Source organism: Sphingomonas sp. GM_Shp_1, from assembly GCF_026540895.1.
In the GTDB taxonomy this organism is placed as follows: domain Bacteria; phylum Pseudomonadota; class Alphaproteobacteria; order Sphingomonadales; family Sphingomonadaceae; genus Sphingomonas.
In genome coordinates this window covers 15,657-31,216 of sequence record NZ_JALNUR010000005.1, presented here as the reverse complement: position 1 = coordinate 31,216, position 15,560 = coordinate 15,657, and the positions used below count along the sequence as shown (strand labels likewise).

The following is a 15,560-nucleotide window of genomic DNA, read 5'->3' as shown; positions in this document are numbered from 1 at the left end:
GCCCGATATGAAGTCGCTTTCCGCCCAAGCGGAGGCGGCGGCTCCCAGCCCCGGCACCATGAAGAAGCTGGGCATCGGTGCGGCCGCGATCGCCATCGCCGTCGTGGCGTTCGGCACCGCGAGCCGGATGAACGCCAACCATGCGCTCGACCGGACCGCCGCCGACACCGCGCTACCCAGCGTCGCGGTCGTCCGGCCCAAGGCGGGCGGCGACGGCGGCGCGCTGGTCCTGCCCGGCAACGTGCAGGCGTTCAACAGCGCCGCCATCTATGCCCGCACCAACGGCTATGTCCGGCGCTGGCTGGCCGATATCGGCGACCATGTGCGGACCGGCCAGACGCTCGCCATCCTCGACGCGCCGGAGGTGGACCAACAGCTCGCCCAGGCGCAGGCCGATTACCAGACCGCGCTCGCCAACCGCAATCTCGCCGCCTCGACCGCGAAGCGCTGGAGCACGATGCTCGCCAAGGATGCGGTATCGCGGCAGGAGGCGGACGAGAAATCGGGCGACCTCGCCGCCAAGTCGGCGCTGGCCAATGCCTCGCTCGCCAATGTCCGCCGGTTGCAGGCCCTCCAGGGCTTCACCCGCCTGCATGCGCCGTTCGCGGGCGTCGTCACCAGCCGCGCCGCGCAGATCGGACAGCTCGTCATCGCGGGCAACGCCGCCGCGCAGCCGCTGTTCACCATTTCCGACATAGGACGGATGCGCATCTATGTCCGCGTGCCCCAGGGCTATTCGGCGCAGGTCCATCCCGGCATGGCGGCAACGCTGACCGTGCCCGAATATCCACAGCGCAGCTTCCCCGCAACGCTGGTGCGAAGCGCCCAGGCGGTCGATGCCCAGTCCGGCGCGGTGCTGGTCGAGTTGAGGGCCGCCAATCCCGACGGCGCGCTGAAGCCGGGTGCTTATGCCCAGGTCGCCTTTCATGTCGGCACGGGCGGCGGCAACGGCCTGACCCTGCCCGGCAGCGCGATCCTCTATGGCAATGACGGGCCGAGCGTCGCGGTCGTCGATCGCGGCGGGCACGTCAGGGTGAAGCCGGTGACGATCGCCAGCGACGCGGGCAGGACAGTCGTCATCTCCAGGGGGCTGGCGGCGGATGACATGGTGGTCGACTCGCCCCCCGATGCGATCCACAGCGGCGATCAGGTCCGCGTCCAATCCGCCGCCGCACCGGACGGAAAGAGCGGTCATGCGGGCTGAACCCTTTGCGGCGCTTGTCGCGCTCGGTCTGGCCGGATGCTCACTGGCGCCCACCTATCGCCCGCCAGCCAGCGCGGTGCCGCCCGCCTTCAAGGAAGCGGCGACGCCCTCCGGCTGGACCGCCGCCACGCCGCTCGACAGCCAGCCGCGCGGGCCCTGGTGGAACGCGTTCGGCGATCCGGTGCTGAACGACTTGGAAGACCGCGCCGAACGCGCCAGCCCGACCCTGGCCGAAGCGCTCGCCCGATACGACGCGGCGCAGGCGGTGGCGCGGATCGACCAGTCGGGACTGTTCCCGCAGATCGCGGCGAGCGGACAGGCGGGCCGCCAGCGCGTGTCGGCCGATCGCCCGCTCAGCCAGGGCAGCGCCGTCACCTATGACAATGTCGTGCTCGGCGGCTCGCTCAGCTATGAGGTTGATCTGTGGGGGCGTATTCGCAACAGCGTGAAGGCGTCGCGCGCGGAAGCCTCGGCAAGCGGCGCCGACCTCGCCTCGGCGCGGCTCAGCCTGCAGGCGGCGGTGGCGGACGCCTATGCCCGGTTGCGCGGGCTGGATGCGCAGGCCGATCTGCTGCACCGCTCGGCCGAAGCGTTCGGCCGCGCCTATGACCTGACGGTGACGCGCCATGACGGCGGCATCGTCTCCGGCATCGACGTCAATCGCGCGCGCACCGTGCTGGCCACGGCACGGGCGCAGATTTCGGCCGTCGCCAATGCGCGCGCCGCCACCGAGCATGAGATCGCGGCACTGGTCGGCGCGACCGCGTCCGACTTCACCATCGCACCTCTCGTCCAGCCGCAGCGCGTGCCCCCGGTCCCCGCCGGTACGCCATCCGAACTGCTCCAGCGCCGCCCGGACATCGCGGCCGCCGAGCGCCGTCTCTATGCCGCCAATGCGCGGATCGGCGTGGCGCGTGCCGCCTTCTTCCCCTCGCTGACGCTCGGGCTGTCGGGCGGGTGGCAGAGTGGCAACGGATCGCTGCTGACCGCGCCGAACAGCTTCTGGGGCCTGGGGCCGATCGCCAGCCTGTTGACGCTGTTCGATGGCGGGCGGCGTCACGCCCAGGTGCGCCTGTCGCGCGCGCAATATGACGAACTGGCCGCCGGTTACCGCGCGACCGTCCTCACCGCCTTTCGTCAGGCCGAGGATGCGCTGGCCGCCAACCGTTATCTTGCCGCACAGGCGGTCGACCAGCGCGACGCGGCGCAGGCGGCGGCCCGGACCAGCGATCTCGCGCTCACCCGCTATCGCGACGGCGCCTCCGACTATCTGGAGGTCGTCACCGCCCAAACCGCCGCGCTCGATGCGCAGCGCACCCTGATCGGCGTCGAAACCGACCGGATGCGCGCCAGCATCGCCCTGGTGAAGGCATTCGGCGGATCACCCGCGACCTGACATCGCGGGCGAATTAGCGCCTTATGGGCAAAGACTTACTCGACCTTCGCGATCATTGAAGATCGTTTCGCAACCGGGTTTTGATCGGGAGCGATGAACCATTATCAGCGCCCCGAAGCGACCATCATGACTTCTCCGGCTGATCCGCCGCCGCGTCTTTCAACTGATGCAGGAAATCAAGAATCGCCTTCGCTTTCGCACTCGTGATCGCATAGCTTTTCCAACCGGTTTCGATCGCATTCTCGATCCCGTGCTCGGCAAGACCAGCGCGGATGTTGCATATATAGACTTTGACGACACGCACCGTCGGGGTGTGCGTCCCCACACGTGCGGCCTGGGCCAAGGCCTGATGGTCCATGAAGCGATCCGGCTGATCGAGCATGCGAAGCAGCATATGGGCGATCATGTGCGCATGCACCTTTATGCACTGTTCCGCCGCGCTGCGCCTCTGATCGCGAGGGCGCGTCGTCATAGACGCTGGCCGAGATACTGTTTGCGCCCCAAATAAATATGATATTAAATCCGATGCGCGTCCGCCTGGCCGCTGTTGGATATGAAGGAGAGAATATGCGAGCGATGGGTAAAATAGCGGCTCTGCTTTTGCTGGGTACGGCACCGGTTCCTGCGCTCGCACAGGCCAGCTATGATGGCGCGGCACGTATGTTCCGGCTCGATGGCGGCGATGTGACCTATGCGTTCAAGGTCAATGCACAGGGCATATTGCAGTCGGTCTATTGGGGCCGGCGCCTGCCCGATCGCGTACCCTTGAGCGCTCCCGAACTGTCGGGGCTGAGCGGATTCGACATCGCCGCCAATGTCGTGCCGCAGGAATATGCCGGTCAGGGCGGCGGGCTCTATGCCGAACCCGCGCTGAAGGTCGCCTATCCCGACGGCAATCGCGATCTGGTCCTCTACTACCGCAGCCACCGGATGGACGGCGATGCCGTGCATGTGACGCTGAGCGATCTGGACCGGCCGCTGTTCGTCACCCTGACATACCGGATCGATCGCGGCACCGGCGTCATCGCGCGTTCGGCGGTCATCGAGAATCGCGGCACCACGGACGTCCGGCTCGATCAGGTGGCCGCCGCCGGACTGACGCTGCCGGTCGCCTATGATTACAAGCTGCATTTCTCCACCGGGCGCTGGGCGGCCGAGTGGACGATGCGCGAACGCGCGATCACGCCGGGCGCCACCGTGCTGGAGAGCCGTCGCGGATCGACCGGAAGCGAGAACAACCCGTGGTTCATGGTGACCCGCAACGGCACTGACGAAGCCAAGGGCCCGGCCTGGATCGGCGCGCTGGCCTGGAGCGGATCGTGGCGGCTGAATTTCAACCAGGATGTGACCGGCCGCATCCGCATCGTCGGCGGCTACAACCCGTTCGACTTCGCCTATCGCCTGCAACCGGGCGGGAAGCTGGAAACGCCGATCTTCTATGTCGGCTTTTCCGACGCCGGCAAGGGGGGCGCCAGCCGGATCTTCCACCGGTTCCAGCGCGAGCAGGTGCTGCCAGGGCGCGGCGGCCGCCTGCCCTTGCGCAAGGTCCTCTACAATAGCTGGGAAGCGACCGAGTTCGACGTCAACGAGGCGGGACAGATGGCGCTGGCCGAACGCGCCGCGACGCTGGGCGTGGAGCGATTCGTGATGGATGACGGCTGGTTCGGCGGACGCAACAACGACCGAGCGGGCCTGGGCGACTGGAGCGTCAACCGCACCAAATTCCCCAACGGACTGACGCCGCTGATCGACCGGGTCAAGGCGCTGGGCATGGATTTCGGCCTGTGGGTCGAACCGGAGATGATCAACGCCGACAGCGACCTCTACCGTGCCCATCCCGACTGGGTGATGCAGTTCAAGGGGCGTCCACGCAGCGAGGGGCGCAACCAACTGGTCCTCAACCTCGCGCGGACCGATGTGCGCGACTATGTACTGGCGACGCTCGACGGCCTGCTGAAGACCAACGACATCGCGTTCCTCAAATGGGACTATAACCGCAACTGGTCCGAACCCGGCTGGCCCGACGCCGATGTCGCCGACCAGCAGGCGATCTATGTCGCCTATGTCCGCAACCTCTATTGGATCCTCGACGAGCTGCGCAAACGGCATCCGCGCGTGGAGATCGAAAGCTGCTCGGGCGGCGGCGGCCGGGTCGACATGGGGATCATGGCGCGCACCGATCAGATGTGGCCATCGGACAATACCGACCCGCTCGACCGGATGGAGATCCAGGACGGCTATACCCAGGCCTATGCGCCCGCGACGATGATGGCGTGGGTGACCGACAGCCCGCACTGGGTCAACCATCGCCAGACGACGCTGGCGTTCCGGTTCCTGTCGGCGATGCAGGGCGGACTGGGGATCGGCACCAACCTGAACAAATGGCAGGAGATCGACTTCACCATCGCCCGTGCCTATGTCGCGGCGTACAAGCGCATCCGCGAGACGGTGCAGCAGGGCGACCTGTACCGGCTGAATCGCCCCGACGATGCCGATCCGCGCTGGACCAACCTCTATGTGTCCGCCGATCGCAAGCAGGCGGCGTTGTTCACGCTGGTCGCCAATACCCACAAGCTGGACGTGATGCCCGCCATCGCGCTCACCGGGCTCGACCCCGATGCGCAATATCGGATCGAGTCGATGGACGGACAGAAACTGCCCGCCACCGTTCCGCCCGTCGCCAGCGGCGGCTATTGGATGCGGCACGGATTGGACGTCACGCTGCGAGGCGACTTCCAGGGGGTCGGCGTGATCCTGACGCGGCAATGACGCATCGCAATAAGTAATACAAAATATCCGCTTGCCTGCAATTAAACCCGAAAAAATGCTGGACACCCGTTTTAAAGTAATATTTATTGTGGGTCAGTCACAACAAAATGGGGGGATCGTCATGCGGAAATTTCGTCATAATGCGGCCTTGCTGCTGTCGGGAGCGTCGCTGCTGCTGCTGGCCGGAACGGTGCCTGCGCTGGCACAGGACGCCCCGGCCGCGCCCAGCCGGACGACCGAAGACGATCCCCTCCGGGAAGGTGATGAAATCGTCGTCACCGGCATCCGCGCCAGCCTGGCCAATGCGCTGGAGGTGAAGCGCGAGACGATCGGCGTGGTCGACGGCATTTCGGCCAAGGATATCGGCGACTTTCCCGACGCCAACATCGCCGAGTCGCTGCAACGCATCACCGGTGTCGCGATCAGCCGCGCCAATGGCGAAGGCCGTGGGATCACGGTTCGCGGTCTGGGGCCGGAATTCAATACGGTCCTGCTCAACAACCGGCTGCTGTCGACCGATGCGGGCGGGCGCTCCTTCTCGTTCGACATCCTGTCGTCCGAACTCATCACCGGGGCCGAGGTCTATAAATCGTCCGAAGCGCGGTTCCAGGAAGGCGGCATCGGCTCGACGGTCATCCTGCGCACCGCGCGCCCGACCGACCGCGCCGGTCTGCGCTTTTCGGGCAGCGTCCAGGGACGGCACGACAACACATCGGACACCATCACCCCGGTCGTGTCGGGCGTCATCAGCCATAGCAACGCCGACCGCACCTTCGGCGTGCTCGCCAGCGTGATCTACGACAAGCGCCGTTTCGCGCTGCGCAACATCTCGACCGATGGGTGGATCGTCAACCAGCGGGTCGATACCGATGGCGACGGCGTGCGCGAGAGGACCGGGGTGGCGCTGCCGCGCACATTGAACTTCACCGCCAGCGAGACGAGCCGCGAACGCATCGGCGGCACCTTCGCACTGGATTATGTGATCTCGGACAAGGTGCGCTTCGAGCTGGACGCGCTCTATACCCAGCAAAAGGCCGACAGCCGGACCAACCAGCTCGGCTATTATGTCGATCCGGCGCGGATCACGTCGGCGACGATCAATGCGAACGGCACCGCCACCCAGTTCACGGTGCTGCCCGCGACCGCCACCGCGGGGCTGGCCGCCGACCATATCGTGTCGACCGCGCCGCAGGATGCCCGCACCTACCAGATCGGCGCGCGGATCAAGTGGAAGCCGACCGACACGCTCTCCATCGATTTCGACGCGGCGCATTCCAATTCGCGCAACGCATCGGACCAGTTGTTCTATGTGGTGGGCGTGCGCCAGACCGGCGTGACGCCGACCTTCGTGCTGAACGGGCCGGACGGCCTGCCGACGATGACCAACATCCTGCCGACCAACGACAATTCGGCGGTGCGGCTGCATTGCTGTTCGGAACGCGGCGGGCGCAACGGCGATACGGTGAATCAGGGCGCGGTCGACCTGACCTGGGACCGCAACGGCTTTCTCGACAAAATCCAGGCGGGGCTGCTGTTCACCAACCGCAAGAAGATCACCGTCGCGCGCGAATCGCCGGAACCGCTCGGCTGCTTCTATTGCGGCTATCAGGCGCTGGCGCCGTCGTCGCTGTTCACCGATTTCAACGCCAATGTGCTGGGCCGCAACCTGACCTGGCTGAACTATGATCGCGACGCGCTGGTCCGCTATTGGGGATCGGCCGAGGCCGCCAACCAGGTCGGCGGATCGTCGCAATCGGCGATCGACGCGCGCAACCGGTTCCGCGCGGTGTTCGCCGGGAACAACAACAGCCTGGATCCAATCGACCTCGAACGCGGATCGGGTACCGTCCGCGAGAACACCTATGCGGGCTATGTCCAGGCGGCCTTCGCGGGTGACATGGGCGGCGGCCGCTGGACCGCGATGGCGGGTGCGCGGCTGATCCACACCGATCTCTATGCCACCGGCTATTCGGTCACGCTGCTCAACGTCATCAAGAACCCGGCGGACCCGACGGCGGCGCAACCGGTCTATAGCCCGAACATCCCGGTCGATGCGCGCAACAACTATACCTATGTGCTGCCGTCGCTGAATTTCCGCTTCGACGCGACCGATCAGTTGACCTTCCGCCTCGCGGGCTCGCGGACGATGACCCGCCCGACGCTCAGCCGGTTGGGGCTGTCGCAGTCCTTCAACTTCCGCCCGCCCGATTCCAGCTCGGTCAGCGGCGGCAACCCCTATCTGCTGCCGTTCCTGGCGTGGAACGTGGATGCGTCGGCCGACTATTATTTCAGCCGGACCAGCTATGCGAGCATCGCGGCATTCTACAAGAAGCTGCAGAACTTCATCATCTCCGCCCAGCGCGAAGAGGTGTATTTCGGCGAACGCTTCCTCGCCAACCGACCGTTCAATGCGCAGAACGGCGATGTGTACGGGGTGGAAGCGGCGGTGCAGACCGTGTTCGACTTCCTGCCCGCGCCGTTCGACGGGTTCGGCGCATCGGCCAATTACACGCTGGTGCGCAGTTCGATCCGGTTCGATCCGACGCTGAGCAATCAGACGTTCAACGTCGAGGGGCTGTCGGATACCGCCAACCTCGTGCTGTTCTATGAAAAGGACGGCTTTTCGATCCGCGGCGCGTATAACTGGCGCGCGCCCTTCCTGGCGGCGACGTTCGGGGCGCAGAGCCAGCCGACCCAGGTCTTCGCCTATGACCAGATCGACCTGTCGGCCTCGGCCAAGCTGAACGACTCGATTTCGGTCTTTGCCGAGGTGCTGAACCTGACCGACAACCGCTACCAGGATTATTCGCGGTTCGAGGAGCGGCGGATCACCGTATCGACGCAAGGCCGCCGCATCGGCGCGGGCATGCGGTTCAACTTCTGATCGGATAGGGAGGGCGGAGCCATGGCGCACTGCCCTCCCCTCTTTCTTCGGACCGATCATGCCCGCGATCGATAGCTTCATCCTGCACCGCGATGGCGGTATCCGCGTCACGCTGACCAATTTGGGCGCGACGCTGATGGCGATCGAAGCGCCGGACCGGCATGGCCGCCATGCGAACGTCCTGCTCGGCCATGCGCGGGTGCGGGACTATCCCGCCGCCGGGGCGTCGGGGCCCGATGCCTATATGGGGGCGACGTGCGGGCGCTATGCCAATCGGATCGCGGGCGCGAGTTTCCCGCTGGACGGCGGGATCGTCCGGTTGGTGGCGAATGACGGTTCCAACCATCTCCATGGCGGCATACCCGGCTTTCACCGGGTGATCTGGCGGGTGGAACGGGCGGAGGCGACGCGCCTGGTCCTGACGCATCACAGCCCGGATGGCGATGCGGGCTGGCCCGGCGCGCTGCATGTCACCGCCACCTTCCTGCTCCCCGCGCCGGACCGGTTGCGGGTCGAGTATCGGGCGACGACCGACCGTCCGACACACGTCAATCTGGTCAGCCATCCCTATTTCAACCTGTCGGGCGATCCGGCGACAACGATCCACGATCACCGCCTGCGCATCGCCGCCGACCATATCCTGTCGATCGACGAGGCTGCGCTGCCGACCGGGGAGCGCCAGCGCGTCGGCGGTACGCCCTTCGACTTTCGGACCTCGCGGCCGATCGGTCGGGACGTCCATCCCGGATACAATCACAATTACTGCCTGACCGGGCACGGCCTGCGCGAGGTCGCCTGGCTCGACCATCCCGCCAGCGGCCGGAGCCTGACGATCGCGACCGACCGGCCGGGGCTGCAATTCTACGACGGATACGCCCTGACAGGCGCGTTCGCCGCGCATGCAGGGCTGTGCCTGGAGGCGCAGGGCTGGCCGGACGCGGTCCACCACCCGCGATTTCCGTCCAGCCGCCTCGATCCCGGCGATCGCTGGCAGGCGATTACCGAATGGCGCTTCGGCGTGACCCCGGCGTCATAACCGCCCCATCCTGCCCCCATCGGCGACCAGTTCCGCGCCGGACACGAAGCGCGCCCCATCCGAGGCGAGGAACAGCGCGAGCGAGGCGATATCCGCCGGTGTGCCGATATCGGCGGGATCGATCACCTCGATCCCCGCCGCAATGTTCGGGCTGGCGCGCAGCAACGGGGTGTCGATCGCGCCGGGCAGGATCGCGTTGCAGCGGATGCCGCGCGCCGCCCCCTCGATCGCGGTCGATCGCGTGAGGCTGACCAGCGCGGCCTTGGATGCGGCATAGGAAGCGACTTCGGCGGAGGTGCGATGGGCATGGATCGACGCCACGTTCACGATCGCCCCGCCCGGGGCCATGTGGCGCAGCGCATGGCCGGTGAACAGCGCCGGCGCGATCAGGTTGACCGCCAGCAAGCGCTGCCAGTCGGCGGCGTCCTGTTCCGCGATCGGCTTGTAGATCATGATCCCGGCGACGTTGACCAATATGTCGAACCGCCAGAACCGGTTGAGTGTCGCCGCCACGGCGCGGTCGACAGCACCCGGATCGGCGATGTCGCACCCGATCGCCAGGTGCCGGTCGTCGTGGCGCAGTGCATCGGCAGTGCGGTCGACCATCGCGACCGCCGCCCCCGCGTCCGCCAGCGCGGCGGCGATCGCCCCGCCGATGCCGCCGCCCGCACCGGTGACGATCGCCACCCTGCCATCGAACCCCGTCACCATTCGCGTAGACTCCCATCGGTGCCGCGCCACACCGGATTGCGCCAGCGATGCGGAACCCGCGCCGCGTCACGCACCCGCGCCTCGTCGATCGTCACCCCCAGTCCCGGTCCGCTCGGCACGGCGACGCGGCCATTGCGCACGGCCAGCACCTCCGGATCGGTCAGATAGGTCAGCAGATCGGCATCGGCCTGGTTGTAATGGATGCCCAGCGAGATTTCCTGGATCACGAAGTTGGGCGTCGTCGCCGCGACTTGGAAACAGGCCGCCAACGCCAGCGGCCCCAGCGGACAATGCGGGGCGAGCGCCACGTCATAGGCCTCGGCCATGGCGGCGATTCGGCGCCCCTCCGAAATGCCACCGGCATGGGCCAGATCGGGCTGCGCCACGTCGATGACCGCGCGCTCGAAAAAGGGTTTGAAATCCCAGCGAGAATAAAGCCGCTCGCCCATCGCCAGCGGCACCGTGGACTGGGCCGCGATCTGCGCCAGCGCTTCGGGATGTTCGCCCAGCAGCACCTCCTCGACGAATAGCGGGCCGAGCGGGGCCAGCGCCTCCACCAGCCGCCGCGCGACCGGTTTATGGACCCGGCCGTGGAAATCGATGCCCACGTCCATCCCGGTCTCGCGCACCATCGCCAGCCGTTCGACGGCGGCATCGACCGCACTGGGGCTGGCCAGCCATTCCATCTCCTCCGACCCGTTCATCTTGATCGCGTCGAACCCTTGCGCCTTGCGGTCGAGCGCGGCGGCGGCGACGTCGCTCGGCCGGTCGCCGCCGATCCAGGCATAGACGCGGATGCTGTCGCGCACCCGGCCACCCAGCAAGTCGTGGACCGGCACGCCCAGCGCCCGCCCACGCAGGTCCCACAAGGCCATGTCGATGCCGGAAATCGCCGACATCAGCACCGGGCCACCGCGATAGAAGCCGAGGCGATAGAGCATCTGCCACGCATCCTCGATCCGGTCGGCGTCATGGCCGATCAGCCGGTCGCGCGCGGCGTCGAGCGCCCCCGCCACCGCCTCCGCATGGCCCTCCAGACTGGCCTCGCCCCAGCCGACGCTGCCGTCGTCGCACTCGATCCGCACGAATAACCAGCGCGGCGGCACGAGAAAATGTTCGATCCTGGCGATGCGGGCCATGTCAGCGAATGCTCCGTTCGGGGGCGGCGCGCGTCAGCGGCAGGCGCGGCAGGCGCCCCGTCTGGCGCAGCCGGTCGGCGATGACCGCGATCAGCAGGATGCCGCCGCGCACGACATATTGGTAGAAGGTGGGGATGTTCAGCAGGTTCAGCGCATTCTGCGCCGCGCCCATGATCAGGACGCCGATCATCACCCCGCCGATGGTCGCGACCCCGCCGGACAGCGAGACGCCGCCCAGCACACAGGCCGAGATCACCGCCAGCTCCAATCCGATGCTGGTATTGGGCTGGCCGCTGGTGATGCGCGCGGCCAGGATGATACCGGCCAGCGCCGCCATCAGCCCCTGCAACGCGAACACGATGATCCGCACCCGCGTGATCGGCACCCCCGCCAGCCGCGCGGCCTCCGCATTGCCACCGATCGCCAGGATGTTGCGCCCGAACGCCGTGCGGTTGAGCACGACGCCGAACACCGCGAACCCGGCCACCATGATCCAGATCGGCCAGCCGATGCCCAGCATCCCGCCCGACCCCAGCGTGTAGAAGCGCTGGAGCGGGATGGCGACGCTCTGTCCACCCGAGGTGAGGAAGGCGAGGCCGCGCACCATTTCCATCGTCGCCAGCGTGACGATCAGGGAATTGACCTGGAAACCGGCGATCAGCACGCCGTTCACCAGCCCGACCGCCAGACCGCCGCCCAGCCCCGCCAGCACGCCCAGCGTCACGCTGCCGGTCGCGCCCATCGTCACCGCCGCCAGCACGCCTGAAAAGGCGACCGTCGAGCCGACCGACAGGTCGACTTCGCGCATCGCCAGCACGAGCATCATCGTCGCGGCGATGGTGCCGACCAGCGTGACCGACAATAACAGGCCCTGCGTATTGCGTACCGACAGGAAGTCGGGAACGAACAGGCCGAGCGCGGCGAGCAGTAGGACGAGCAGCAGCAGCGGCCCCGCGCGCGAAAGGATCGAGGAAGGCGTCATACCGGCATCGGCTCCCTGACAGATGAAGTTGTGGGTTCGGGCAGCGCGAGCCGCAGCAACGTCTCGGCATTCGCCTGTTCGCGGGGGATGACGGCGGCCAGCATGCCTTCGCGCATCACGGCGATGCGATCGGCGACGCCCAGCACTTCGGCCATGTCGGACGAGGCGAACAGCACGCTGCCGCCCGCTTCGGCGAACCGGTACAGCCGGTCGTAGATTTCGCTGCGCGCGCCGACATCGATACCGCGTGTCGGTTCGTCGAGCAGCAGGACGCGCGCTTCGGCCATCAGCCAGCGGCCGATCACCGCCTTTTGCTGGTTGCCGCCCGACAATTGGGAGATGGGAGTCTCGGCGCTGGCGGTCTTGACCCGCATGTCGGCGATCACCGCCGCCGCGCCATCACGTTCGGCACGGCGCCGCAGCCACGGCGTACCGCCCCGCAGGTTACGCCAAGCCATCGCGATATTCTCCCGCACCGAGGCCAGCGGGATCAACCCGGCGTCCTTGCGATCCTCTGGGCACAGGCCCAGGCCGGCCGCGATCGCCGCACGCGGATCGCCGGACGGCAGCGCAACACCGTCGCGCAACACCCGTCCCGCGCTCGGCCGTGCCGCACCGTAGACCAGCCGGAACAGCTCGGAACGCCCCGCCCCGACCAGCCCGAACAGGCCCAGTATCTCTCCCTCCGACACCTGCAACGACAGCGGCGCGCGGACCCCCGGCCCCGTGATACCGTCGATCGTCAGTGCCTCGCGTCCCCTTGCGCGGGGGCGATAGTGATAGATGTCGGCGATCTCTCGCCCGGCCATGGCGGCGATCAGCCGGTCGGCGTCGCTGGGGCCGATCGGCGAGACATCGGTCACGTGACGACCGTCGCGCAGCACCGTGGCGCTGTCGGCCAGGGCATAGACCTCTTCCATCCGGTGGCTGACATACAGGATCGCCGCGCCCCCCGCGCGCAATTCGCCGATGATTGCCATCAGCCGATCCGTCTCCCGCGCGCTGAGTGAACTGGTCGGCTCGTCGAACGCGATGATGCGGGCGTCGCGAAGCAGCGCGCGGCCGATCTCGACCATCTGCCGCTGGCCGATCGACAGGCTGCCAAGCCGCGTGTCCGGCGCGATCTCCTCGCCCAGCCGGGCCAGCACCGAAGCGGCGCGGGCGTGCAGGTCCGCGTGGTCGACCCAGCCGCCCCGTGCGGGCAGCGTGCCAAGCATCAGATTCTCGGCGACGGACAGGTCGGGCACGAGCTGCAATTCCTGATGGATGATCGCGATCCCGGCATCCTGCGCATCGCGCGGTCGGTGAAAGGCACAAGGCCGCCCATCGACCGCCAGCGTACCGGCGTCGGGGCGATACTGGCCCGACAGGATCTTCAGCAGCGTCGACTTGCCCGCGCCATTCTCGCCGATCAACGCCCGCACCTCGCCCGCCGCGACGGTGAACGAGATGTCGTCGAGCGCGACGACGCCCGGAAACCGCTTGCCGACATGATCAAAGCGCAACCGTTCGCTCATGCCATCGCCTCCTCGGCCAGGACGCGGCGGAAATTGCCGCGATCGAGCAGGACGCCGCTGGTCAGCGTGAGCGGCGGAGGGGCCAGACCGTCGCGAACCCAGCGCGCCACCGCCGCCGCCGTGTCATATCCGTGCCGCCGCGCGCTGAGCAGCACGGTGGCGAAGAAGCCGGTCGGGACGGGCTTGGCCAGTTCCGCGATCGCCGCCTCCGATCCGCCGATACCGATGCCGATCAACGCGGCGGGCGACAGGCGCAATCCTTCGGCGGCGCGCACCCCGCCGACGACCGTCTCGTCATTGAGGCCTAGGATGATCCAATGGTCGATATCGGCATGCGCGGTCAGCACCGGCGCGGCGGCAGTGAACGCCCCCTCGGTGTCGGTGGTCCGTTGCGGCGCATCGAACACGCGCGCGAAACCCGCCGCCCGCAACGCGCCGACCGCGCCCGCCGTGCGTTCGCGCCCGGTATCCAGGCTGTCATAGGCGATGCGCAACACGCCGGTGGCCGCGGGGGACCAGCCACGCCGCCCCGCCTCCGCCGCCGCCGCACGCCCTGCGACCTCACCGATCGCGGTCGCCGAAATGCCGACATGCGGCACGGATTCGATCGGCCGCCCGTCCGCGCCGATCAGCCGGTCGTCGACCGACAGCAGCTTCATCCCCGTCCGCGCGGCGAACCCCGCAATGGCGGGACCCAGCCGGGGATCGGGGGTGCAGATGACCAGGCCCCCGGCATAACGCGCATAGAGGGTCCACAAGGCAGAGAGCAGCCGATCGCCATCCTCCGCGCCGATCTCGATGACCGAAAAGCCCAGATCACGCGCCGCCGTACGGGCGAAGCGCCATTCGTCCTGAAACCATTGTTCCTGCGGCATCTTCACGACGAAGCCGATCCGCACACCGTCCGCTGCGGCAGAACAACCGCCCAGCATGCCGCCCAGCGTCGTGGCGGCCAGCGTGCCCAGCATCGCCCTGCGCGTGCTTATCATCGTGCCGCCCCTCTCCTATCGGCTTGCATCCTGCCGCCCGTTATATATCATATTTATTGAAGGGGAAGGGTCAAGATGATCGATTTCGAGATCGTGGCGCGCGACGGCGTCGACCAATTGGGCGAAGGGCCGCTGTGGCGGGTGGCGGACCAAAGCCTCTGGTGGGTCGATATCGTCGCCCCGGCGCTCAACCGGCTGACGGTGGCGACCGGCGCGGTCGAGCGCTGGGCGATGCCCGAACCGATCGGCTGGGTGGTGGAACGCGCGGGCGGCGGCCTGCTCGCCGGGTTCCGCAGCGGGATCGCGGCGCTCGACCCCGACAGCCTCGCGATCGACTTCTGGGTCGCGCCCGAGCCGGACCGGCCGCACAACCGGCTGAACGACGCGAAGGTCGATGCGACCGGACGGCTATGGTTCGGGTCGAAGCACGATCGCGATCTCGACGACAGCGGCGCACTCTATGCGATGGGCGCGGATCGCCGACCGAGGCGGCATGACGACGGCTATCGGGTCGCCAACGGCCCCGCCTTCTCGCTCGACGGGCGTGTCCTCTACCATGCCGATAGCGGACGGCGCGTCGTCTATCGCTTCGCCGTCGACGATAACGGCGCGCTTGCCGAGCGTCTCCCGTTCGTCACCTTCGACCCGGCATGGGGCTATCCCGACGGCATGACCGTCGATGCGCAGGACTGTCTATGGGTCGCGCATTGGGGTGGCGGCGCGATCAGCCGGTTCGATCCTGAGGGGCGACGGATGCAGACGGTGGCGCTGCCCGCGACCAATGTGACCAGTTGCACATTCGGCGGGGCGGGTCTCGATCGGCTTTACGTCACCTCGGCGGCGATGACGTCGCCAGGGACGCCAGCGGACGGTGCGCTGTTCGTGCTGGATGTCGGCGTCGGCGGCCGTCCCGCCACGGCCTTCGCCGGGTAA

12 protein-coding genes are annotated in these 15,560 nt (G+C 67.5%); 6 read left to right on the top strand and 6 right to left on the bottom strand.

What is annotated here, in order from left to right; translation table 11 throughout:
- The first annotated feature begins 7 nt into the window (after positions 1-7).
- Both OXQ33_RS04495 and OXQ33_RS04490 read left to right on the top strand, forming a co-directional pair.
- A complete protein-coding gene (locus tag OXQ33_RS04495; protein ID WP_267433497.1) occupies positions 8-1,204 on the top strand; it encodes an efflux RND transporter periplasmic adaptor subunit in 1,197 nt (398 codons plus the stop codon).
- Complete coding sequence (locus OXQ33_RS04490) at positions 1,194-2,600, top strand: efflux transporter outer membrane subunit (RefSeq protein ID WP_267433496.1); 1,407 nt, start codon at positions 1,194-1,196, stop codon at positions 2,598-2,600. The genes OXQ33_RS04495 and OXQ33_RS04490 overlap by 11 nt, the downstream gene beginning before the upstream one ends.
- Before the next feature lie 124 nt (positions 2,601-2,724).
- Here the strand turns inward: OXQ33_RS04490 and OXQ33_RS04485 are convergent, their stop codons facing one another.
- Positions 2,725-3,006 (bottom strand): helix-turn-helix domain-containing protein, encoded by a 282-nt coding sequence (locus OXQ33_RS04485; protein WP_267433495.1) that lies wholly within the window; start codon positions 3,004-3,006, stop codon positions 2,725-2,727.
- A gap of 170 nt (positions 3,007-3,176) precedes the next feature.
- On the opposite strand from OXQ33_RS04485, the gene OXQ33_RS04480 reads away from it, so the two are divergent.
- The 3 genes from OXQ33_RS04480 (at position 3,177) to OXQ33_RS04470 (ending at position 9,289) form a co-directional block, all read left to right on the top strand.
- A complete protein-coding gene (locus tag OXQ33_RS04480) occupies positions 3,177-5,369 on the top strand; it encodes an alpha-galactosidase (RefSeq protein ID WP_267433494.1) in 2,193 nt (730 codons plus the stop codon).
- 121 nt (positions 5,370-5,490) lie between these two features.
- Positions 5,491-8,253 carry a TonB-dependent receptor gene (locus tag OXQ33_RS04475; RefSeq protein ID WP_267433493.1) on the top strand — a complete coding sequence of 921 codons (2,763 nt, stop codon included), beginning with the start codon at positions 5,491-5,493 and terminating at the stop codon, positions 8,251-8,253.
- A 58-nt stretch (positions 8,254-8,311) separates the two neighbouring features.
- A complete protein-coding gene (locus OXQ33_RS04470) occupies positions 8,312-9,289 on the top strand; it encodes an aldose epimerase family protein (protein ID WP_267433492.1) in 978 nt (325 codons plus the stop codon).
- On the opposite strand, the gene OXQ33_RS04465 is transcribed toward OXQ33_RS04470, so the two are convergent.
- From OXQ33_RS04465 to OXQ33_RS04445, 5 genes are read right to left on the bottom strand one after another with little or no spacing between them, the layout of a single operon-like run.
- On the bottom strand, positions 9,284-10,000 hold the full coding sequence (locus OXQ33_RS04465; RefSeq protein WP_267433491.1) for an SDR family oxidoreductase: 717 nt from the start codon (positions 9,998-10,000) through the stop codon (positions 9,284-9,286). The two genes, OXQ33_RS04470 and OXQ33_RS04465, sit on opposite strands and share 6 nt — an antisense overlap.
- On the bottom strand, positions 9,994-11,139 hold the full coding sequence (dgoD, locus tag OXQ33_RS04460; protein ID WP_267433490.1) for a galactonate dehydratase: 1,146 nt from the start codon (positions 11,137-11,139) through the stop codon (positions 9,994-9,996). The genes OXQ33_RS04465 and dgoD overlap by 7 nt, the downstream gene beginning before the upstream one ends.
- Position 11,140: 1 nt before the next feature.
- Positions 11,141-12,121 carry an L-arabinose ABC transporter permease AraH gene (gene araH, locus OXQ33_RS04455; RefSeq protein WP_267433489.1) on the bottom strand — a complete coding sequence of 327 codons (981 nt, stop codon included), beginning with the start codon at positions 12,119-12,121 and terminating at the stop codon, positions 11,141-11,143.
- Positions 12,118-13,638 (bottom strand): L-arabinose ABC transporter ATP-binding protein AraG, encoded by a 1,521-nt coding sequence (gene araG, locus OXQ33_RS04450; RefSeq protein WP_267433488.1) that lies wholly within the window; start codon positions 13,636-13,638, stop codon positions 12,118-12,120. The genes araH and araG overlap by 4 nt, the downstream gene beginning before the upstream one ends.
- Positions 13,635-14,627 (bottom strand): substrate-binding domain-containing protein, encoded by a 993-nt coding sequence (locus OXQ33_RS04445; RefSeq protein WP_267433487.1) that lies wholly within the window; start codon positions 14,625-14,627, stop codon positions 13,635-13,637. The genes araG and OXQ33_RS04445 overlap by 4 nt, the downstream gene beginning before the upstream one ends.
- Before the next feature lie 75 nt (positions 14,628-14,702).
- On the opposite strand from OXQ33_RS04445, the gene OXQ33_RS04440 reads away from it, so the two are divergent.
- Positions 14,703-15,560, top strand: coding sequence for an SMP-30/gluconolactonase/LRE family protein (locus OXQ33_RS04440; protein ID WP_267433486.1), 858 nt, complete (start codon positions 14,703-14,705; stop codon positions 15,558-15,560).